22 protein-coding genes are annotated in these 18,837 nt (G+C 63.4%); 2 read left to right on the top strand and 20 right to left on the bottom strand.

Annotation, left to right across the window (positions count from 1 at the left end):
• Nucleotides 1-15: 15 nt before the first annotated feature.
• The 3 genes from QC818_RS05010 to QC818_RS05000 all read right to left on the bottom strand — a co-directional run bounded on the left by QC818_RS05010 (nucleotide 16) and on the right by QC818_RS05000 (nucleotide 1,866).
• Nucleotides 16-633, bottom strand: coding sequence for a nucleotidyltransferase family protein (locus tag QC818_RS05010; protein WP_309651747.1), 618 nt, complete (start codon nucleotides 631-633; stop codon nucleotides 16-18).
• Nucleotides 630-1,628: an NADP-dependent oxidoreductase gene (locus tag QC818_RS05005; protein ID WP_309651746.1), complete on the bottom strand. Its 999-nt coding sequence runs from the start codon at nucleotides 1,626-1,628 to the stop codon at nucleotides 630-632. The genes QC818_RS05010 and QC818_RS05005 overlap by 4 nt, the downstream gene beginning before the upstream one ends.
• Before the next feature lie 109 nt (nucleotides 1,629-1,737).
• Nucleotides 1,738-1,866 (bottom strand): hypothetical protein, encoded by a 129-nt coding sequence (locus tag QC818_RS05000; protein ID WP_309651745.1) that lies wholly within the window; start codon nucleotides 1,864-1,866, stop codon nucleotides 1,738-1,740.
• A gap of 384 nt (nucleotides 1,867-2,250) precedes the next feature.
• Between QC818_RS05000 and QC818_RS04995 the strand changes: the two genes are divergently transcribed.
• Nucleotides 2,251-3,150: an AraC family transcriptional regulator gene (locus tag QC818_RS04995; protein WP_309651744.1), complete on the top strand. Its 900-nt coding sequence runs from the start codon at nucleotides 2,251-2,253 to the stop codon at nucleotides 3,148-3,150.
• 30 nt (nucleotides 3,151-3,180) lie between these two features.
• Here the strand turns inward: QC818_RS04995 and QC818_RS04990 are convergent, their stop codons facing one another.
• From QC818_RS04990 to QC818_RS04945, 10 genes are all read right to left on the bottom strand, one after another.
• Entirely contained in the window at nucleotides 3,181-3,462 is a 282-nt protein-coding gene (locus tag QC818_RS04990; protein ID WP_309651743.1) for a DUF503 domain-containing protein, read from the bottom strand.
• 116 nt (nucleotides 3,463-3,578) lie between these two features.
• Nucleotides 3,579-4,169, bottom strand: a complete 591-nt coding sequence (locus QC818_RS04985) for an SCO family protein (protein ID WP_309651742.1) — start codon at nucleotides 4,167-4,169, stop codon at nucleotides 3,579-3,581.
• 13 nt (nucleotides 4,170-4,182) lie between these two features.
• Nucleotides 4,183-4,641, bottom strand: a complete 459-nt coding sequence (locus QC818_RS04980) for a copper chaperone PCu(A)C (RefSeq protein WP_309651741.1) — start codon at nucleotides 4,639-4,641, stop codon at nucleotides 4,183-4,185.
• Nucleotides 4,642-4,673: 32 nt separating this feature from the next.
• Nucleotides 4,674-5,012 carry a hypothetical protein gene (locus QC818_RS04975; RefSeq protein ID WP_309651740.1) on the bottom strand — a complete coding sequence of 113 codons (339 nt, stop codon included), beginning with the start codon at nucleotides 5,010-5,012 and terminating at the stop codon, nucleotides 4,674-4,676.
• An 85-nt stretch (nucleotides 5,013-5,097) separates the two neighbouring features.
• Complete coding sequence (locus tag QC818_RS04970; protein ID WP_309651739.1) at nucleotides 5,098-5,421, bottom strand: hypothetical protein; 324 nt, start codon at nucleotides 5,419-5,421, stop codon at nucleotides 5,098-5,100.
• Between the two features lie 355 nt (nucleotides 5,422-5,776).
• Entirely contained in the window at nucleotides 5,777-6,649 is an 873-nt protein-coding gene (locus tag QC818_RS04965; protein WP_309651738.1) for an alpha/beta fold hydrolase, read from the bottom strand.
• A gap of 441 nt (nucleotides 6,650-7,090) precedes the next feature.
• Nucleotides 7,091-7,408 carry an antibiotic biosynthesis monooxygenase family protein gene (locus QC818_RS04960; protein ID WP_309651737.1) on the bottom strand — a complete coding sequence of 106 codons (318 nt, stop codon included), beginning with the start codon at nucleotides 7,406-7,408 and terminating at the stop codon, nucleotides 7,091-7,093.
• 78 nt (nucleotides 7,409-7,486) lie between these two features.
• Entirely contained in the window at nucleotides 7,487-7,840 is a 354-nt protein-coding gene (locus tag QC818_RS04955) for a nuclear transport factor 2 family protein (RefSeq protein ID WP_309651736.1), read from the bottom strand.
• Between the two features lie 75 nt (nucleotides 7,841-7,915).
• Entirely contained in the window at nucleotides 7,916-8,860 is a 945-nt protein-coding gene (locus QC818_RS04950) for an FRG domain-containing protein (RefSeq protein WP_309651735.1), read from the bottom strand.
• A 79-nt stretch (nucleotides 8,861-8,939) separates the two neighbouring features.
• The gene (locus tag QC818_RS04945; RefSeq protein ID WP_309651734.1) at nucleotides 8,940-10,166 is read right to left on the bottom strand and encodes a hypothetical protein; all 1,227 of its coding nucleotides are present in this window, start codon (nucleotides 10,164-10,166) and stop codon (nucleotides 8,940-8,942) included.
• Between the two features lie 416 nt (nucleotides 10,167-10,582).
• Between QC818_RS04945 and QC818_RS04940 the strand changes: the two genes are divergently transcribed.
• Nucleotides 10,583-10,906: a TfoX/Sxy family protein gene (locus QC818_RS04940; RefSeq protein WP_309651733.1), complete on the top strand. Its 324-nt coding sequence runs from the start codon at nucleotides 10,583-10,585 to the stop codon at nucleotides 10,904-10,906.
• Here QC818_RS04940 and QC818_RS04935 read toward each other — a convergent pair.
• The 7 genes from QC818_RS04935 to QC818_RS04910 form a co-directional block, all read right to left on the bottom strand.
• Complete coding sequence (locus QC818_RS04935) at nucleotides 10,903-13,116, bottom strand: xanthine dehydrogenase family protein molybdopterin-binding subunit (RefSeq protein WP_309651732.1); 2,214 nt, start codon at nucleotides 13,114-13,116, stop codon at nucleotides 10,903-10,905. The two genes, QC818_RS04940 and QC818_RS04935, sit on opposite strands and share 4 nt — an antisense overlap.
• Nucleotides 13,113-14,111 (bottom strand): FAD binding domain-containing protein, encoded by a 999-nt coding sequence (locus QC818_RS04930; protein ID WP_309651731.1) that lies wholly within the window; start codon nucleotides 14,109-14,111, stop codon nucleotides 13,113-13,115. The genes QC818_RS04935 and QC818_RS04930 overlap by 4 nt, the downstream gene beginning before the upstream one ends.
• Nucleotides 14,108-14,629 (bottom strand): (2Fe-2S)-binding protein, encoded by a 522-nt coding sequence (locus tag QC818_RS04925; RefSeq protein WP_309651730.1) that lies wholly within the window; start codon nucleotides 14,627-14,629, stop codon nucleotides 14,108-14,110. The genes QC818_RS04930 and QC818_RS04925 overlap by 4 nt, the downstream gene beginning before the upstream one ends.
• A gap of 324 nt (nucleotides 14,630-14,953) precedes the next feature.
• Complete coding sequence (locus tag QC818_RS04920) at nucleotides 14,954-15,445, bottom strand: GrpB family protein (RefSeq protein ID WP_309651729.1); 492 nt, start codon at nucleotides 15,443-15,445, stop codon at nucleotides 14,954-14,956.
• Between the two features lie 135 nt (nucleotides 15,446-15,580).
• Nucleotides 15,581-16,450 carry a PhzF family phenazine biosynthesis protein gene (locus tag QC818_RS04915; RefSeq protein WP_309651728.1) on the bottom strand — a complete coding sequence of 290 codons (870 nt, stop codon included), beginning with the start codon at nucleotides 16,448-16,450 and terminating at the stop codon, nucleotides 15,581-15,583.
• A gap of 302 nt (nucleotides 16,451-16,752) precedes the next feature.
• Nucleotides 16,753-17,238 carry a GNAT family N-acetyltransferase gene (locus QC818_RS18375; RefSeq protein WP_374710056.1) on the bottom strand — a complete coding sequence of 162 codons (486 nt, stop codon included), beginning with the start codon at nucleotides 17,236-17,238 and terminating at the stop codon, nucleotides 16,753-16,755.
• 328 nt (nucleotides 17,239-17,566) lie between these two features.
• The gene (locus QC818_RS04910; protein ID WP_309651727.1) at nucleotides 17,567-18,640 is read right to left on the bottom strand and encodes a patatin-like phospholipase family protein; all 1,074 of its coding nucleotides are present in this window, start codon (nucleotides 18,638-18,640) and stop codon (nucleotides 17,567-17,569) included.
• Nucleotides 18,641-18,837: the final 197 nt, after the last annotated feature.

Here is an 18,837-nt window from a genome sequence, read left to right as displayed (position 1 = left end):
CCCTCGGGACGCCGCCTATGGCTTCCCGGCGGACGGCAGGGTGGCCAGGTCCGCGGCCGCGTCGATGTCGAGATGGATGCCGGGATCGTCCACCTCCAGCTCGAGGCAGTGGTCCCGGTGGCGGGCGATGACGCCGCGGGCGCCCTGGTCGCCGTCGAGGCCGGTGAGCTCGCCCCAGAAGTCGCGGCCGAACAGCACCGGGTGGCCCGGGCGGCCGGCATGGCGGGGGCGCACGATGCGCGCTGGCGTGGCGTGATCCGCGAGCCGTGTCAGCGTCTCGGGGGCCAGGGCCGGCATATCGCCGAGCAGCACGGCGGCGGCTTCGACCCCGGCGAGCTCGGCGTCCCCGGCCAGGGCGGCGAAGGCATCGGCGAGGCTGGCGCCGAGCCCGTCAGCGGCATGGGGCGCGCGGATCAGCGGCGTCCCGGGGGCCAGGCCCAGGGCGGCGGGATCGTCGTCGTGGCGGAGTACCACGCGCAGGCGCGGGAAGGCCGCCGCGGCGCGGGCCACCGTCGCGGCCAGCAGCGTCTGGCCCGACGGCAGCCGGGCCCGGCGCTTGTCCTCGGCGCCGAAGCGCCGGGATGCCCCGGCGGCCAGGATCACCGCCGCTACGTCCGGGCCCGGCCGGTTCACAGGCGCACCAGCATCTTGCCGCGGTTGGCGCCCTCGAACAGCTTGAGGAAGGCGTCCGGGGTCCGCTCCAGGCCGTCTTCCACGGTCTCCTCGTAGTCGATCCGGCCGCTTTCGACCTGCGGGCCGACCGCCTCGAGGAACTGCGGGTAGTGGGCCCAGTGGTCGAAGACGATGAAGCCTTCCATGCGGGCGCGGCGGATCAGCAGCATCGCCAGGTTGCCGGGGCCGGCGCTGGGGGCCGCCTCGTTGTAGCGGGCGATCATGCCGCAGACCGCGATGCGCGCGCCGACCCGCAGGGTGTTCAGCGCCGCCTCCAGGCAGGTGCCGCCGACGTTCTCGTAGTAGACGTCGAAGCCCTCGGGGCAGGCCGCCTGCAGCGCCTCGGTGAGCTGGGCGGCGTCGCGGCCCTTGTAGCTCACCGCCTTGACGCCCCGGGACTCGAGCCAGTCGAGCTTGTCCTGCGAGCCGGCGATGCCGACCACGGTGCCGCCCCTGGCCTTGGCCAGCTGCACGGCCAGCGAGCCCACCGCGCCGGCGGCGCCGCTGACCAGCACGTTGTCGCCTTCCTGCATCTCGGCGATGCGATTGAGGCCGGTCCAGGCGGTCATCCCGGGCATGCCCAGCACGCCCAGGTAGGCCTGTTCCGGCACCCGGTAGGCGGGCAGCGGCTCGAGCCGGTCGCCGGGCAGCTGGGCGACGTCCCGCCAGCCGCCCATGTGGCGGACCCGGCTGCCCACCGGGAAGGCCGCATCGCGGGACTCGATCACCTCGCCGATGGCGGCGCCCTCGAGGGGGGCGTTCAGCTCGAAGGGCTCGATATAGGTGGTGACGCCGCTCATGCGGCCGCGCATGTAGGGATCCACCGACAGCCAGGTGTTGCGCACCCGCACCTCGCCCTCGGCCAGCGCCGGCAGCGCGGTCTCGCGCAGGGCGAACAGCTCCGGTGCCGGGGTGCCCTGGGGATGGTCGGTGATGGTGAAGTAGCGTGACTGCATGTGTCTTTCCCTCCTGGAATCTGGTGGCGGCGCGAGATCAGCCTAGCGCGTCGCGTCGTGGCCGGTGAATGAGCATCTCCTGACGTCGCCGGCCGCGGCCGGCGGGGCATCAGGCCTTGAGCGAGGCCATGTCGATCACGAAGCGGTAGCGCACGTCGCCCCTGTCCATGCGCTCGAAGGGGTAGGGGATCAGGGGCCGATCGGCGGCGAAGGCCGCATAGGCACGGGTCTGGCTCATGAAGCGAGACTCCTCTCGATGTGCGGGAAACGGGGGTGTCGACATTATGGGAAGCGAAGCCGCGGCCAGGGACCGCCGTTTCTCCGGCATTCTTGCGCATTCCTGCGAAAGGCCATGCGCGCTGGCTCCAAATGTCCGGGAAATCGTCATAATCGGCCGGTGGCGCGGCGCCGCCTCCGACGAAACGTCGGCGCAGGGACTCGGCTCGTCGAACGCCGTGATCTCGTGGCGAGACGGGCACATTATGGCGGCAGGGCTCGCCGGTGAGGACCGAGGTTCCTCCGGCATTCTTGCCTGTTCCTGTGCGTGATAGCCTGATTCGGGCTTTCGCCCCGCCGAATTGGTCACGATCGTGTTGCCGGCCCTCGACCAAAGGAACCCTGGATGCAAGTCTCGAACGCCCATGCATGTCCCCTGATCGAGCTGATCGCGCCCCTGGTCGAGCGTGACGGCTACACCCCGACGCCGCTGTCGCCGGTCACGCTGATGGCGGTGCGACGGCCGGTCGCGCGCACGCCGCTGATGTACGAGCCGAGCCTGATCATCGTCGCCCAGGGCTACAAGATCGGTCACCTCGGCGACCGCGAGATCCATTACGGCCCCGGCCAGTACCTGGTGCAGACGCTGCCGCTGCCCTTCGAGTGCGAGACCCATGCCTCGCCCGAGTCGCCGCTGCTCGGCGTGTCGATACGCCTGGAGCCGGCGCTGCTGGGCGAGCTGGTGACCGCCATGGGCGAACGTGACGCGGATGACGAGAAGGCGCCCGTGCCCATGGCGTCGGTGTCGATGACCGACGGCATGCAGGGGGCGGTGGTGAGGCTGTTGCGGACGCTGCACGACCCCGCCGAGATCGCCGCCATGGGGGCGCAGCGGGTGCGCGACGTGGTCTTCGAGGCGCTGCGCGGCGAGCAGGGGCCGGCGCTGCGTGCCCTGGTGCAGCATCAGGGGCACTACTCGCGGATCGTCCAGGTGCTGTCGCACCTGCATGCCCACTATGCGGAGGAGGTCTCGGTGGAGGCTCTGGCCCGCCAGGCCAACATGAGCCCCTCGACCTTCCATCAGCACTTCAAGCGGGTCGCCCAGGCATCGCCGCTGCAGTACCTGAAGCGGCTGCGGCTGATCAAGGCCCAGCAGTTGCTCGTCCAGGAGGCCCGCAACGTCAACCAGGCCGCCGAGGCGGTGGGCTATCGCAGCGTGTCGCAGTTCAGTCGCGACTACAAGCGCTGCTTCGGCATCTCGCCGTTGCGGCATCGCAAGGAAGAGCGGGCGTTGCAGGCGACGTGAGCGGCCGGCGGGGGCGCGCCCGCCGGCCGCTCACAGCATCTCGCGCCTCGCCTCGAGGACCCGGCCGTCCACGCCGCACTGCAGCTTGTCCTCGATCTCGCTGCACAGGGATTCCACCTCCGCCACCGAGCGTGCCGCCACCACGAAGCTCCATTCGCTGACGGTCAGGCGGTTGCGCTCACCGCTCTCGCAGACCGCCACCGCGGGGTTGCGGCCGAAGCGCTCGTGCAGGCCGCCCATGCGCTGGCGCTTCTCCTTGAGCGAGGCGCAGCCGGGCAGGGCGAAGGTCAGGGTCAGGATGCCGATATGCATGGACGCTGTCCTGGCGGGGTGTCTGCTGGCAGCGTAGCGGGTCTCGGCCGGGGGGCGACAGGGGCAAGCGTCGCGCCCCGTGCCGGCAGGCGGCATGGGGCGTCGATGGCCGGTGGTCAGCCCTGCGCCGCCAGGCGCCGCAGGTCGGCGACCACGTTGTCCAGGGGATCGCTGTCGCGGATCAGGAGCCGCGCCTGGCCCTGACGGTCGAAGGCGAAGACGGCGCTCGAGTGGGTGACGTCGTAGCTGGCGTCGGGAAACCCGTCGCCGTATTCGTAGCTGACGCGGTAGCGGTTGGTCAGCGCATCGAGCCGGGCGGTGTCGCCCGTCAGGCCGATGAACTGCGGACCGAACGCCTCCGTGTAGCGATCCATGACCTCGGGCGTGTCGCGTGTCGGGTCCACCGAGACGAACAGCACCTGGAGCTCGTCGCGCAGGGCCTCATCGAGCCGGCGGGTCGCCGCGGAGAGGCGGGACAGGGTGCTCGGGCAGACATCGGGACAGTGGGTGTAGCCGAAATACAGCACCGTCGGCTTGCCGAGGTATTGCTCGGCCTGCACCGTTTCGGCGTTCTCGTCCACCAGCGTGAAGTCGAGCCGCGGCATGATCTCGGAGATGTCCGTGGTCCGCCAGTTCTGGTCGCTGCAGCCGACCAGCCACAGCGAGGCCACCAGCGGAAGACACCACTTGCAGAGGGCGGTGGGCATGGACGCTCTCATGTTACAGGGACCTGGGTGAAACCACGTCGAAGGTGACGGGAAGGCGTCGGTCGCCGGCGAACTCGAGCGTCACCTCGACCTCGTCGCCCACGGCGAGGGGATGGGCGCGCTTCATCAGCATCAGATGATAGCCCCTGGGGGCGAACTCGAGCGTATCGCCCGAGGCCACCTCGAGCTCGGAGACCGCGTGCATGCTGGACATGCCGTCCTCGCTCACCGTCATGTGCAGCATCACCTTGCCGTAGGCCTCGCTGTCGGCGCCCACCAGGGTCACGGCCTCGTCGCCGGTGTTGTGCAGCTGGAAGTAGCCGGCGCCCGGCAGGTCGCCCGGCATCAGTCGCAGTCGCGCCTCCGAGACGTCCAGATCCGCGGCCTGGGCGGCGCCCGACGACAGCAGCAGGGCCAGCAGGCTCCCGGCCAGCCGGCGAGGGAGGCGTGTCAGGGTATCGCGGATCGGCATCGTGGGGCTCCGGTCGGGGGCGTGGTCGGCCGTCAACAGATCGCCGACAGGCTGCAGTGCGACTTGTAGCGGCGCGAGTCGATATCCAGCGTGAGGCGGTCGGCGGCGGTATCGTAGAAGAAGGAAGCGTAGCCCTCCTCCGAGTCGGCCGTGCGGTACAGGCCACAGATGCCATAGCCGTACTGCACTTCCTGCAGGTGGCGAAGCTCGATCTCGCTCGAGGTGTCGAGGGCGGTGGCCAGGGCCTGCTGGATCCTGCCGTCGAGGCGGCTGTCGGCGATGACCTGGCCGCCGAAAATGGCGCCGGCCAGTGCCAGTATCAGGACCACCGGAATGGCCAGCATCAGGATGAAGGGACGAGCGTGTGGCATGGCGCGGCATTCTATGCGCGCCGGGGCGGCTCGACAAGCGGGCCGCGGCGTTCGGCCGCAGCTCTGGCCAGGGTGGGCGTGGCGCTCAGAGCCGCTGGATGTCGATCACATGGCCGATGATGGGATAGCCGGCCTGGCGGGCGGCCTTCTCGGCTTCCAGCTGCGCCTCGAGCTTGGAGATGCTGGAGGATCGGTGTTCGAACGCGGTGTCCATCTCCAGCTGCTTGGTGCGCACGGCGAGCTTGACGATGTGGCCCGTGCGGACCTCGCTGGCCGAAGGCCGTGCGGTCGACTTCTCCGCGGCCGGCTCGGGCCGGGCCGGCCGCTTGGCGCTGCCGGGCTCCGCCTTCAGGAAGTTGTCGATCTCCTGGTGCATGGTCTGCTCGAAGGCATCCAGCTCTCTGCTCATGGGGCTCCTTGGTCGGTCTCGAACGATGGCATGGGATAGTGCCAGAAAGGCGGGGCGGCGGCTAATGGCGGCGGCGCCTGGAGCCCGACTCGAATCTCCTCCGTCGCCGCGTCGTCCATCACGCTCCCTGAGGCGCGGCGCCTTCGATCGGCGCCACATCCGGCGCCAAAGGCGGCAGGCCAGGCGCGGAGCGCGGCGTTGAGCGCAACGCCACGGAATCGCGGTTTGCCGCATCGGCGCTGGCCGACATCATCATTGCTCCGAGGAGGATGCCCAATAGGTGTTGCCGAACGGGCGATATCAGGAGTCCCTACCCCTGAGTCGGGTAGCATTCATCGACCGTCCAGGTCGAAGCTCATCGGAGGGGGTGCCGGTCGAGAAATTCAGATACCGCCTTCGTGACTTCCTCGGTGCGTTCGAAATGCAGCGCGTGGCTCGAGCCGGGACCGTCGATGCGCGCAATCTCCGCACCCTCTATCGCGTTCGCCACCTCCTCGCACTGCCAGCGTGAAGTGAGAAGATCCTGCTCGCCAGAGAGCACCAGGGTCGGTGCTTCAATCTCCGGCAGCCGGGCGAGCGTGTCGTGAGCAAAGGCAGCCTGCCACTGTTCACCGACCACCCGCACTTGCTCCGGCGTCTGCGGGAAAAGGGGCACGAAGGGCTTGAATATGGCTTGGAAGTCCGGTGAGTTGAGGAGCCGAGGAGAGAAGAGGACCCCCGACGCCGTGAGGGCGGCTTCGATGTCGCCGGTGCTCCACGTGGACCGCAGCCCCGTGAGCATCGCGGTCTGGAAGCCATCGCGGCGTGCCCATGTCCCGTACAGCACGAGGCAGCCGACGCGGTCCGGGTGTCTCAGCGCGAGCTCCTGACACGCGGCACTGCCGAGTGACCAGCCGAGGACGTGTGCCCGCTCGATGCCAAGGGCGTCGAGCACTGCGGCGGCATCATCGGCCATGCCGGCGGCACTGATCTCTCCCCGTCCGCGCTCCGAGCTTCCGAGGCCTCGATTGTCGAACGAAATGATGCGGCGGGTTTCAGCAAGCGGCGGCTCGAGCGGGGTCCATAACCCGAGCGACCCGGCAACGCCCATAATCAGGAGCACAGGCTCACCTTCACCGACATCGCGGTACGCGAGACGTGGTCCGGTTGATACGACAACGCTTCCTGTCGGGGCGACAATATCCATCGCGACCCCTGCTTGTGCAGCACAACGATAGAACTCGGCCACGCCGGAACCGCCGCGTGGCTCCGGCGTCACGCTGAAGCGCACTGTTAGCTTAGCCCCCATCAAGCCACTGTTCCCATGTCGTCGCCGCCCCACTCCCCGGTGGCCGCGGTGGCGGCGGCGTGGAGGGCGTCGGAGGATTGGGAGGTGCTGGCCCAGGCGACGAGTCAGCAAGGAATGCCACGGCACCCGCGTTGCGATCACGGAAGACGCCAGCCATATAGAAACCGGTGTGGCTGATCCCCGGCGGGAAGCCCCTCTCTATTCCGAAAAAATGCGCGGAAGCGCATGGCTTTTATCAAATGCCTTATCGTCCTTGAGCTACCCGGGCAGTTGGGGTTGGCATCCAAAGTGGCTCCATTGTGCCTCCCTGAGTCAGCTAACCGCCTGGGATAAGCCGCCGGTACAGAGCGAAGCGGAGTGTCGATCGGCTTGAGTCATTGGCTAAATCCCATAGTCGCGCTCAACCTTGGCGATTCGAAGCTTGAACGCTGAATACCATTTTGCATGTCCCATCCGTTGCGCCTCTCGGTGCTCAGAATTGCGTTTCCATTCTTTGATCGCGTCGAGGCTTTCCCAATAGGACACCGTGATACCCAAGCCATCACGAACGGATTCCACGCCCAAGAAACCAGGCTGCTCGGAAGCCAGCTCCACCATACGATCCGCCATTTCGGCGTAGCCATGATCCCCTTCAGTACGGTGATTACTAAAAATAACCGCGTAATACGGAGGTTCTGGTGTTTGAGCAATATCAGACATTGGGTCCTCTAGGTTTTTATCGCCCGCTACACCGGGGGTGGAGTGCAAGCGGAAAATTGATCCGCGTGATGGCGCCTTTTAAATGGCGCTGGGCACTACGGTGGATTGGTGATGCAGCATTTGCCAACGACCATCTTGCTTTACCCAGATAGAACTTCGATTGGCTATTTCTCGATCTGATGTTACCGATCGATACGTAACCAATATGTGCTCATTTCCCAATGTTTTAAATTCGAAATCACTGAGCTGATAGGTGGTTGCGCTCGGAGTGTCGGCGCAGTCTAATATGTCGCGCTTACGGATCACCATTCCGGAGCTGCCGAACTCAAGAAAGTCATCTGATAGCAGCTCCTGAAGACGAGTAACATTCTTTCGAATTTCGGGATCTACCAACTCCAGTTCTAAAGACTTGATTTCTTGAAAAGAATCCATTTCTGATTCCATTTAACGCTTGGCTTTGCGGCGTACCGGAGCGCAAGCGTAGGTGCGTCCGACAACAGCCATTTGTTATGGCCTGGCTTTAAGATGCGAAACGCCAAATGACGAAAATCCAGTGTAGTCTGGATAAATCGTCGCATGTGTGTAGCCGAAGAGCTTTTCCAGCCGATGCCGAATCTCTTTTTTGGCTGAAGCTTTGATTCGGAATGTGTAGAGAGCTCCAGTGGTTACACCACCATGCTTTGGGTCAAATTTATGGGGCCGCAATGCAAGGCAACATGCTTTGTGTGCATCCTCAATATTCCAGAACCCATTTTGATCCCCTTTGGGGAATTGAAACCTTTTCCCGTCTGGTTTAATTGAGCCAGCAACTCCACCGAACAAAAAACCACCATTCTGAGCGGCTATTCGACCATCTAAGTTGGGTGGCTTCCACGCAAAAACGTTGGTAGTCCAAAAATGCTTATCAATTTGAGGGGCATAGGACTTCCCCCATGGCCTCACCAGCGAGTCCTCCCATTGCCTCCATTCAGCGTTTTCGTTAATCAACCTGTCGGTCACATCAATGGCGAACAAACGAGCATCGGACTCCTCCATCACTGGCCGTCCGTTGTCCCACTTCTTTTCAACAGCAAACCATGCCCCTATCCATGCGTTAAAGGTAATATCAACGAGTCTGGTAGGTGCGCCATAGTGCTGCAGCATCGCAAGCTGGTTTAGAATCGATAGCCGACCTGACTGGTCGGACCAATGAAGACCCCAGCGATGCAGGTTAACCAAGATTTTATCTTCCTCAGAGGCAAACTCCTTTTCCTTTAGCGTGCCTCCTTTGGTGAGAACCATTCGGCGATATAGCGAACTATGGAGAGCCCAATCTGCGCAGACCAAGCCACGCCACGCAAACTGGATGCCTCTTTTCTGAGAACGCTCTGCTAGCTTGTTGATAACCTCAACCAACTCATCAAATGTTGAGATTTCTTTCTCAAAGGGTTGCCAGAAATCCGCTACATCCATTTAAGCTCCTAAGCTATAACGCCCGCAGCACGGGCAAAGTTGGAGCGCAGCGGAAACTTTGTCCCCGTGCCTGCGATTGTTAGGCATTTCCTGTCAACTCTCGTTTGATTTTTTCACGAGCTACAGACCTAGCTTTTCGCAGCATATCCTTAAGCACGGTGGATTTTTTATCACTCAGCTGCGTAAAGTAATCAGAAGCCCCTATCGGCTTGCATTCCACCTGCCCAGACAGATGCTTCATTCTCTCAGGGCAGACATTGATGCCTGGATTAACAATGGTCAGCTTTCGTGTGGCCGAGAAGGAAAGCCAATCAACTATATGATCATCTATGTGCTTGTCTCCAAAGCTATACCCTATACAAATGAGCTCATCGGCATAGTTTAGATTACCTCGGAAAAGAGAAAGAAACTCAGATGGCGCTATCTGGCTCAGTTTTTTTGTGAACTTATGAGCCCCCGATAACAGGCTTTTCCTTAGAAACTGAATTTCGCCGTTTTCATCCTCATAAATATTCTCATTCGTACATACGACGCCATCTCGAACCGCAATATCTTGGTTGATTTGATTTAAAATCTGGATCTGGGAAGACAGGGATTCTGGATTATTTCCAATTGCGCTTATTTTTAGATAGTTAAGCTCGTCATCTTGACCAAATATATCTAAAGAACCATGCAGCTTAATTAGATTAATCCCAAACTCACCGTGACCAAAGAAACTGTATTGATTCTCTTCAATGGATTTACGACTTAACCGCTCAAAGGGGAAGCTACGTATTGAGCCGTTAGCAGTTTTCATAGGAATACTGACTTCTTCATTAAAGCCAGACTTTAATGGTATACCACATTTGAGCGCTAACATCTCAATTATGCAATCATGATTTAAGGAGAAAACCCAAAGTGGCTTGTTATTACGAGACATTTCCTTGATCGATGAAAAATCCTCCAGTGCTGCTAACGCATAATGAGTGTTTTTTACCTGACGTTCCATAAGAAGGCCATATACAGCTTGAAGTACAAAACCAAGCGCCGCATAGTAGCTCTGCCTCTTACTCTGATCTCGCTCCCTCGAGCACTCTACCTCTATAGCACCAATGATGTTTTCATAATGTAAATTCTTGTTTTCTAATAGAGACACAAGGAGTGAGACAACATCATTATGCCATCCGCCACCTTGGGACTTCCAATTTTCATTAGATGAAATAATTTTTTCGGGAGTTAACCAACGCCTTATTTCGGCAGTTAATTCCCAAACAAGAGGCATTCCGCAGTCATATGTTGCTCCCGCACCTATAAACAAAGCTTTCATTAGAACTTGGGCCTCATTGATTGCCTAACAGGTATTAGACTGCCAACTCATTATTGACTTGAACGAGCTGGCACGTTCATTCGGGTTATACCGCATACCATCCACGCTCTATCTCCTTGAAACCCAAGGTGGCTAAGTATAGCTCGGCAGCATAACATCGATCATCGTGCCGGCTGCATAACACGGTTGAACGAGCATACCGCGTTTGCGGGGAGGCCCCTTGGGGCGATTCCGGAGGCCGGGTGACCCAGGCTCGTGCCGGCATTCGTCTCGCCTAAGCTTTCTTGGCCCCACTATAGCGTCCAGCCGGGATGGCGCCTTCTACAGTCTTCAACGCATCCTCCCTTGCATCGCACCCCGGGCGCTGGCGTGGGACGATAGCCTGTCGGTAGTGGCTGGCAGGGAGCGTGAGGGCCATGAGCGAGTACACGGAGTATCTGCAGGATGTGTTTGCGCTGCTAGGGCCGATCGCCGCGCGGCGGATGTTCGGCGGGTACGGCATCTATCATGACGGGGCGATGTTCGCCCTGGTGGCGGACGAGGTGCTGTACCTCAAGGCGGATGCGCTGAACGTCGGGGACTTCGAGCGCGAGGGGCTTCCCGCCTTCGAGTATGTGCGGCAGGGCAGGGTGGTGAAGCTGTCCTATTACCAGGCGCCGGAGGTGCTGTTCGAGGATCTCGAGCTGGCGCGGGACTGGGCGCGGCGCTCGCTGGCGGCGGCGAGACGGGCCAACGGCTAAGGCCTGTCCATCAGCGCCTCCACGGTGATCGGGAGCTCCCGGAGGCGCTGGCCGGTGGCGTGATGGACGGCGTTGGCGATGGCCGCCGCGATGCCGGTCAGGCCGATCTCGCCGATGCCGCGGGCGCCGAATTCGTTGAAGCGGTAGTCCGGATAGTCGAGCAGCTCGACGTCGAGCTCGGGCGTGTCGGCGTGGACCGGGATGCGGTAGTCGGCGAGGTTGGCGTTGATCAGCCGGGCGTCGCGCGGGTCGTAGTCGAGCCCTTCGAGCAGGGCCATGCCGATGCCCATCATGATCGCCCCCTCCACCTGGTGGCGAGCGGCGACGGGGTTGATGGCGCGGCCGACGTCGATGCTGCTGACCACCCGGGCCACCCTCAGCCGGGAGATGCCCGGGTCCCAGCGGACCTCGACGAAGTGGGCGCCGAAGGAGCGAAAGCTGTAGGCCTGGCGTTCGTCCCCCGGCGCGGCGCTGCCCTCGCCGGTGATGTCGGTGAGGTGGTGACGCCCGAGCACCTCGGCGAAGTCCGCCCGGCGGCCCTCGGCCACCAGGGCGCCGGCCTCGATCCCGAGGGCGTCGCGGTCGAGCCCCTCGAAGGCGCCCCCGGGCCCGGTGGCGACCTTCCGGAGGGCCGCCAGGGCGTCGCGGGTGGCGGCGGCGACGGCCGGCAGGGTGGAGGCGGTGGTCATCGATCCGCCGGAGAGGGGGCCGGCGGGGAGGTCGGTCTCGCCCAGCCGGACCTCGACGCGCTCGACCGGCACGCCGGTAAGTTCGGCCACCGTCTGGGCGACGATGGTGTAGGTGCCGGTGCCGATATCCTGGGTGCCGCAGGCGGCGAGCACGGTGCCATCGGCGCGCAGCGTGACCCGGGCCGCACAGGGCTGGCGCGCGGCGAACCAGGTGGCCGCGGCCATGCCCTGGCCGATGATCTCGTCGCCGTCGCGCATGGCGCCGATGCCGGGATCCCGCGCGGCCCAGCCGAAGCGTTCGGCCGCGCTTTCCAGGCAGCGGTCGAGGTGCTTGCTCGACCAGGGCAGGCCGCTGCGCGGATCCTGATGGGCGTCGTTCTTCAGGCGCAGGGCCAGCGGGTCCATGTCGAGGGCCACGGCCAGCTCGTCGATGGCGCTCTCCAGTGCGAACAGGCCGGATGCCTCGCCCGGGGCGCGCATCGGGCAGGGCGTGCCGCGATGGACCGAGAGGATGCGCTGGCGGGTGGAGACGCTGTCGCAGGCATAGGCGCTGGGCGTGGCGCCCCCGCAGGCATCGATGTAGCGGTCGACCATCGAGGTCTCGGTGACGCTGTCGTGCTGGATCGAGGTCAGGCTGCCGTCGAGCTCGGCGCCGAGGCGGATGCGCTGGCGCGAGGCGGGGCGGTGGCCGGTGGTCATCATGTCCTGCTGGCGGGGCAGCACCGTCCTGACCGGGCGGCCCAGCATCCGCGCGGCCGCGGCGGTGGCGACGGCATGCGGCCACATGAACAGCTTGTTGCCGAAGCCCGAGCCGATGTAGTGCGAGATCACCTCGACCCGCTCCGGCGACAGGTCGAAGATGCACGCCAGGGCGTTGCGCTGGTAGAAGACGCCCTGGGTCGATTCGTGGACGACCAGGCGCTGGCCTCCCTCGCGCCACTCGGCCAGGGTGGCGTGCGGCTCCAGGGGCACATGGCTCTCGGCGGCCATGGTGTAGGTCGCGTCGAGGATCACCGGGGCGATCCCGAAGGCGAGCTCGGGCTCGCCGCGCGTGTAGTGGCGGACCTCGTCGCCCTCGGCGTCGCCGGCCGCCAGGCCGGCCACGGTGCCCGCGTCCGTGTGATAGCGGGCCTCCACCCGGAAGGCCGCGGCCCGTGCCTGCTCGAGGGTCTCCGCCACCACCAGGGCGAGGTACTGGCCGTGGTAGTGGATGCGGTCGTCCTCGAAGGGCAGGCGCACCTCGCTGACCGCGTTGCCCTGGCGCATGCTGTTGGGCGAGCGACGCAGGTCGGGGAAGTGCCCGTGGTGGAGGATGTCCACCACGCCGGGCATGGCTCGGGCGGCGTCGAGATCCAGCGTCTCGAGGGTGCCGTGGGCGATGCTCGCCGGCACCGGATAGCCGTGGAGCATGCCCGGGAGGCGATGGTCGACGGTATAGTCGGCGCGGCCGGTCAGCTTGGCTTCGCCGTCGACGCGCGGGGTGCGCCGGCCGACGACACGATGCTCGGGGCTGGCGCTCATGCGTCGTCCTCCCGATGGGCCCGGGCGGCGTCGCGCAGCGCCCGCACGATGACCTGGCGGGCCAGGGGAATCTTGAAGGCGTTGTGGGCGAGCGGCGCGGCATCGGCCAGGGCGAGGTCCGCCGCCGCCTCGAAGGCGGCGGTGTCGGCGCGCTTGCCCGCCAGCAGCGCCTCGGCCGCGTGGCAGCGCCAGGGCTTGGTGGCCACCCCGCCCAGCGCCAGGCGCGCCTCGCCGATCAGGCCCTCGTCCAGCGACAGCATGGCCCCGGCCGAGGCCAGGGCGAACTCGAAGGCGGCGCGATCGCGCCGCTTGACGTAGGCCGTGCCCAGCGGCTTGAGCGGCGGCGCCAGGGTGACGGCGACGATCAGCTCGTCGTCCAGGTCGTGTTCGAGATGCGGTGTCGTGCCGGGCAGGCGGTGGAAGTCGGCGACATCGACCTCGCGCTCGCCGCGCGGCCCGCTCAGGGTGAGCGTGGCGCCGATGGCGGCCAGGGCCACGCACAGGTCGGAGGGATGCACCGCCACGCACTGCTCGCTGCCGCCGAGCACGGCGTGCATGCGGTTGATGCCGCGCCGGGCGTCGCAGCCGCTGCCCGGTTCGCGCTTGTTGCAGGCCGCGGCCGGGTCGCGGAAGTAGGGGCAGCGGGTGCGCTGCATGAGGTTGCCGCCGGTGGTGGCCATGTTGCGCACCTGGGTCGAGGCGCCGGCCAGGATCGCCTGGGACAGCAGGGGGTGATCGGCGAGCACGTCCGGGTGGTAGGCGAGATCGGTGTTGGTCACCAGGGCGCCGATGCGCAGGCGGTCGTCGTGGAGGCGCTCGATGCCCTTCAGCGGCAGGGCGTTGATGTCGATGACCCGGGACGGGCGCATGACGTCGAGCTTGACCAGGTCGAGCAGGGTGGTGCCGCCGGCCACGAAGGCGCCGGCCGGGTCGTCCCGGCGGCATTCCACCGCGCGCGCGACGCTGTCGGCCCGGGCGTAGGCGAAGGTCCTCATGCCTCGTCGCCCTCCTGGCCTTGCAGGCGCAGGCGGGCATCCTGGATCGCCGCGAGGATGTTCTGGTAGGCGCCGCAGCGGCAGAGGTTGCCGCTCATCGCCTCGCGCACCGAGCCGACATCGCCGGGGACGCGCGGGTCCGCGAGCAGCGCCACCGCGGACATGATCTGCCCCGGGCTGCAGTAGCCGCACTGGAAGGCGTCATGGTCGAGGAAGGCCTGCTGGACAGGATGCAGCCGGCCTTCCTGGGCCAGCCCCTCGATGGTGGTGATGGCCTGGCCCTCGCACATCACGGCCAGGCGCAGGCAGGCGTTGATCGCCCGCCCATCGAGGTGCACCGTGCAGGCCCCGCACTGGCCGTGATCGCAGCCCTTCTTGGTGCCGGTCAGCCCCAGCCGATCGCGCAACACGTCGAGCAGGATGGCGTTGGGCGCGACCTCGGCGGTGACCGGGATGCCGTTCAGCGTCAGGTGGACGGGCACGGCCGCCTCAAAGGAAGGGTCGGTAGCGTTCATCATGCCGGCTCCGCTTCGGGTATCGGCACCTGAGGGGTGTGACGACACCGGCTTGGCCCTGCCGCCGGGCAAGGCGAGTGACTCTCAAGCTAGGCGAGCCGGCCGGAGGGGACAAGGCGGTGCGGCTTGCGGAGACGGGCCCGGGCGGGCGCGGTGCCTTGTAGTCGCTGGATGTCGATGACGTAACCTGTGATGGGGACCGGCTGCCTTCTCGGCCTCGTCAGGAACCCGTAACATCCTCTTATGTGTAAGAAACACCACCTAACTTCAGTCACTGCGCCTTGAGCACAAACCTGGCCTTGAAGCGAGGATGCCTCGCGTTGCGAGTCACTCCTGGGTGCTTTGTTGTGCCTGTGCTAAGACGTGCTCCACGAAAGCTGACTTCTTGTTTCGATACGTTTCTGGGGATAGCCCTTCACAAGACATCTTGAGTTCGTTGTATTGCTGCACTAGCGCGGCATTCGCACGCAATATGTCGCGAAACTCGAGGAAGAACTCGAATTCGGAGCCTTTCGCTACCACTTGCAGCGCGACGTCATCACCTGATGTGGATTCCAGCATGCAGAGCTCAGGTGTTCTTAGGGTGTCGGGCTTTTCTTGGAACCCCAGCTTGGTCAGTCGTAGAACTACCTTTTCCAACTCGGCGCTGTTCACGCCGACAAATATGTCCAGATCCCCTTTTGAGACAGCCATAGGGATCGATGACGCGCCAATATGCTCCACCACTGCGGATGGAGCTAGCGTCTTTATCTGGTCTCTGTACCGAAGGAACTGTTTCTCGCGTGATCCTTGGTATTCTTCTGCTCGATAAAATTTCATGTGGTCTTCCAGAGAGCATCACACCCTGTTAAGGCTTGAGCAGCACTGCGCTGGATTCTCTGCAAGCTACCCTGAGTACTGCGCGCAACGCATAATAGATATGCCGCCCGCTGCGAATTTCTCTTGAGGGCCTTGTCATACGGGGACCTGCTGCCCCCCGGTCTTTTGAGCAAAACCACCGACCTTGACCTTCATGATACCTGATTCGCCTGACTCAACCGACGCTGTGATTCTTGAAATGCAGTTCATTGCTCGACCCTGCTCGAAAGTAAAGCTATTCGAATGCGATCTGCCAAGGTGTTTGGTCAGGTAACATGCTAATGCACCACTAGCACTCCCTGTCGCCGATTCCTCTGGAATGCCAAGTGATGGAGCGAAGTTTCGACAGCTTGCTGTCAGTCTGCTTGTGTTCTTGCACAATTCAAAGGCATGGATGCCAATAACACCATGCCTTTTACAGAACTTCCTTGTTAAGCTTTCATTCAGCTTGATTTTGTCGAGATGTCCATATGGCACCGGGACAATAATATCAGGTAAGCCTGTTGAAATAACCTCGATCGGTAATCGGGTTGATTCGAGCAGTACCGCGTCTATTCCAATGAGATCCGATATGGCTTTATAGCTAAAAGATCCGAGGTGTTCGGGTGGCTTCTGCTCCATGACTATATGGCCATCCGACGCTATGGTGACAGGAAGCAAACCTGCCTTAGTCCTTTGAAGGTACTGTCCCGCGGCTACGATTCCTTCTTGATACATGGTCGAGAATGCAGCTAACGTTGCGTGCCCGCAGAAATCCACCTCACCCTTTATGGTGAAAAAAGATAGCGCGAAATCGACTTCGTCATCTCGAGACACAAACGCAGTCTCAGAATACCCGACAGCTTGCGCTATTTCTAGCTTTTCTTCGTTCGATAGGTTGTCCGCGTGTAATACTACACCCGCAGGGTTTCCACCAGTGCCATTCTTGGTAAAGGAGTTCACCAGAAAAGCTTCAGCATTCTTCAATGTTCATTTCTCCGTGTGGCGCTGGCGTGACGGGGCGGTTTGGAACGAAATCGAACCGAAAAACCGGTGCACTTTCGCTACTGGTTAACCACCTTGGTAACATTCAGCTGCAAGACGCGATGGGCGCATATAGCCGCTAGGTTTAACTTCATGCTCATTGGTGGCTGTAATATCCTCGTCATTTGGCAGCCTCAGCATGGCGCTATGACCTTCATCTTTTGCCCGGTGCCCCGGAATGATTCTTCTGTGGATTCTTTTCCTGTTAGCCCATGTCACCAAGATGCCGACTGAAGTGGCACGTCTCACGCGTCCACCTTCGGTGTCTTGTTAGTCCTTGCACACATGAACAACAGGTCGCCTGTGGATTTAGCTTCGACTACGAAGAAGCCAAGGCTCGCGTATAGGGAACGGGCCACCTTGTTATCTCGATATACACGAAGAGTCACCTTGTGGGCGCCAGTTGATCGAAGCGCCTTGTCGATGAGTCTCTCGCATAGTAGGCGACCAGCACCCATGCCTCGAAATTCGGGCGAAATAATTATTCTTCCTATGTGCACGACACCATGATCCGTCGCCCAGAACTGACCGAAGCCAACACATTCGTTGTTGTTGTCGGATAAACAGTAACTGGAACATATGTCGACCTCGAGTAGTTCAGGTAAGCTCTCGGGCGTAAACGGAAACGGCACAAGGGGGCCGGCCCAGCGAGCACAAGCTCGTTCATCGACCACCCAGGATGCAATAGTCTCATAATCGGCTTTTTGTGGGATTCGCAGAGTTGCTTCCATATGACTAGCAGTGATCAGGTGGAACGAGTTGATATCGGTTGAGCGCGCCGGCACGTTCAACAATGTTATCCGGCCGAGCTTAGTGGCCAGCAAGGCACTGAATAAACAGGATGTTAAGTTTTGTTTGGCAGCATAACACGGGGGATCGCGCCGGCCACATTGCGCGGGCACTGGCGTCGGCGTGGACCGCGATCTCCGGCGGTGTTGTGCGGGTCAAGCCCGTCCATGGTGAGAGCACGTTGTTTGCTCTGCAGTGGGTGGGCCCAGGGTAGCGGTGACTCGGTGCGAGGGGCGTCGGTGGCCTTCGACGCCACGGAAGCCCGCCTGGTCAGTCGCCGCCATCGGGGCGGGTCGGGGGCGCGAAGGTGTCGTCGAAGACGGCGTCCAGGTCGAAGGTGGAGTGCCGGCCGAGGGCCGCGAAGTGATCGGCCAGCCAGCGGTCGGCCCAGGCGCGGCCCTGGTCGTGCAGCCGCGAGATGAACTCCCACTCGGCATTCATCTTGCTGGAGGCGCTGAGCTCCTGGACGTCCTGTTCGGCGTGGATCAGGTGCAGGCGCATGGCGCGCACGCGCTCGAGCTCCAGGCCTTCCGCCTCGATCAATCGCTGGAGCAGTCGGATGCTGCGCAGCTCCTTGATCAGGCTCGAGTTGAAGGTGATCTCGTTGACCCGGTTGATGATCTCCCGGGCGCCGTCGGGCAGCTTGCGGCGGATCAGCGGGTTGACCTGCACCACCACCAGGTCGCTGCAGCCGCGGTTGTCGACCAGCGGATAGAGGGCGGGGTTGCCGCTGTAGCCGCCATCCCAGTAGGCCTCGCCGTCGATCTTCACGGGCGGGAACAGCGTCGGCAAGCAGGCGGACGCCATCAGGGTATCCACCGAGAGGTCGGGTTGGCGGAAGATCGTCGCCCGGCCGGTGCGCACGTTGGTGGCGGTGACGAAGACCCTGACCCGGCCGCAGGCGTTGACCCGGGCGAAGTCGACCTGTTCCGCGATCAGGTCGCGCAGGGGGTTGAAACCCAGCGGGTTGAGGCGGCCCGGGTCCACCAGGCGGGTCAGCCCCTCCATGAACAGGTAGCCGGGGGAGTGGTCGAGGCTGTCGTTGCCCACCAGGCGATCCCAGAGGGTGCGCCGCAGGGGCGAGAAACGGGCCATGCGACTCACCGCCTCCCAGAAGGCGCGCAGCGCCTCGCGGGCGCCGTCGCGGCCGTCGCGCTGCAGGCCGTCGGCGAGCATCACGGCGTTCATGGCCCCGGCGCTGGTGCCGCTGATGGCGTCGATCTCCAGCCGCTCGTCCTCCAACAGGCGGTCCAGCACGCCCCAGGTCAGGGCCCCGTGGGAGCCGCCGCCCTGCAGGGCCAGGTCGATGCGTTTCCTGTCTGCCGCGGGGGTACGGTTGGCCATGCGCGCTCCGGTGTCGACGTCGATGCTGCGATGCAGTGTAGACGGCTCGCGTGAGGCTTGCCGGGCCGCATGGCCGGCGGGAGAGACATGGCCGAAGACCGAATGCGCCCATCGGCCGGGCGGGCACGATGGGCGCAGGCGGGGGAGCCGCCGGACCGGCCCGCGGCATCCGGTGGGCACGGCCGCGAAGGGCGGGG

The sequence above is a fragment of the Halomonas koreensis genome (assembly GCF_031451675.1).
GTDB lineage: Bacteria > Pseudomonadota > Gammaproteobacteria > Pseudomonadales > Halomonadaceae > Halomonas > Halomonas koreensis.
The sequence above is the reverse complement of the archived record's forward strand: the minus strand, read 5'-3'. Positions and strand labels throughout refer to the sequence as shown.

What these genes read in the sequence shown, in the direction of transcription:
- QC818_RS05005 (WP_309651746.1), bottom strand. Translation starts at nt 1,628, where the DNA reads ATGCAGTCACGCTACTTCACCATCACCGACCATCCCCAGGGCACCCCG.
- QC818_RS05000 (WP_309651745.1), bottom strand. Translation starts at nt 1,866, where the DNA reads ATGAGCCAGACCCGTGCCTATGCGGCCTTCGCCGCCGATCGGCCCCTG.
- QC818_RS04995 (WP_309651744.1), top strand. Translation starts at nt 2,251, where the DNA reads ATGCAAGTCTCGAACGCCCATGCATGTCCCCTGATCGAGCTGATCGCG.
- QC818_RS04990 (WP_309651743.1), bottom strand. Translation starts at nt 3,462, where the DNA reads ATGCATATCGGCATCCTGACCCTGACCTTCGCCCTGCCCGGCTGCGCC.
- QC818_RS04985 (WP_309651742.1), bottom strand. Translation starts at nt 4,169, where the DNA reads ATGCCCACCGCCCTCTGCAAGTGGTGTCTTCCGCTGGTGGCCTCGCTG.
- QC818_RS04980 (WP_309651741.1), bottom strand. Translation starts at nt 4,641, where the DNA reads ATGCCGATCCGCGATACCCTGACACGCCTCCCTCGCCGGCTGGCCGGG.
- QC818_RS04975 (WP_309651740.1), bottom strand. Translation starts at nt 5,012, where the DNA reads ATGCCACACGCTCGTCCCTTCATCCTGATGCTGGCCATTCCGGTGGTC.
- QC818_RS04970 (WP_309651739.1), bottom strand. Translation starts at nt 5,421, where the DNA reads ATGAGCAGAGAGCTGGATGCCTTCGAGCAGACCATGCACCAGGAGATC.
- QC818_RS04960 (WP_309651737.1), bottom strand. Translation starts at nt 7,408, where the DNA reads ATGTCTGATATTGCTCAAACACCAGAACCTCCGTATTACGCGGTTATT.
- QC818_RS04955 (WP_309651736.1), bottom strand. Translation starts at nt 7,840, where the DNA reads ATGGATTCTTTTCAAGAAATCAAGTCTTTAGAACTGGAGTTGGTAGAT.
- QC818_RS04950 (WP_309651735.1), bottom strand. Translation starts at nt 8,860, where the DNA reads ATGGATGTAGCGGATTTCTGGCAACCCTTTGAGAAAGAAATCTCAACA.
- QC818_RS04945 (WP_309651734.1), bottom strand. Translation starts at nt 10,166, where the DNA reads ATGAAAGCTTTGTTTATAGGTGCGGGAGCAACATATGACTGCGGAATG.
- QC818_RS04940 (WP_309651733.1), top strand. Translation starts at nt 10,583, where the DNA reads ATGAGCGAGTACACGGAGTATCTGCAGGATGTGTTTGCGCTGCTAGGG.
- QC818_RS04935 (WP_309651732.1), bottom strand. Translation starts at nt 13,116, where the DNA reads ATGAGCGCCAGCCCCGAGCATCGTGTCGTCGGCCGGCGCACCCCGCGC.
- QC818_RS04930 (WP_309651731.1), bottom strand. Translation starts at nt 14,111, where the DNA reads ATGAGGACCTTCGCCTACGCCCGGGCCGACAGCGTCGCGCGCGCGGTG.
- QC818_RS04925 (WP_309651730.1), bottom strand. Translation starts at nt 14,629, where the DNA reads ATGATGAACGCTACCGACCCTTCCTTTGAGGCGGCCGTGCCCGTCCAC.
- QC818_RS04920 (WP_309651729.1), bottom strand. Translation starts at nt 15,445, where the DNA reads ATGAAATTTTATCGAGCAGAAGAATACCAAGGATCACGCGAGAAACAG.
- QC818_RS18375 (WP_374710056.1), bottom strand. Translation starts at nt 17,238, where the DNA reads ATGGAAGCAACTCTGCGAATCCCACAAAAAGCCGATTATGAGACTATT.
- QC818_RS04910 (WP_309651727.1), bottom strand. Translation starts at nt 18,640, where the DNA reads ATGGCCAACCGTACCCCCGCGGCAGACAGGAAACGCATCGACCTGGCC.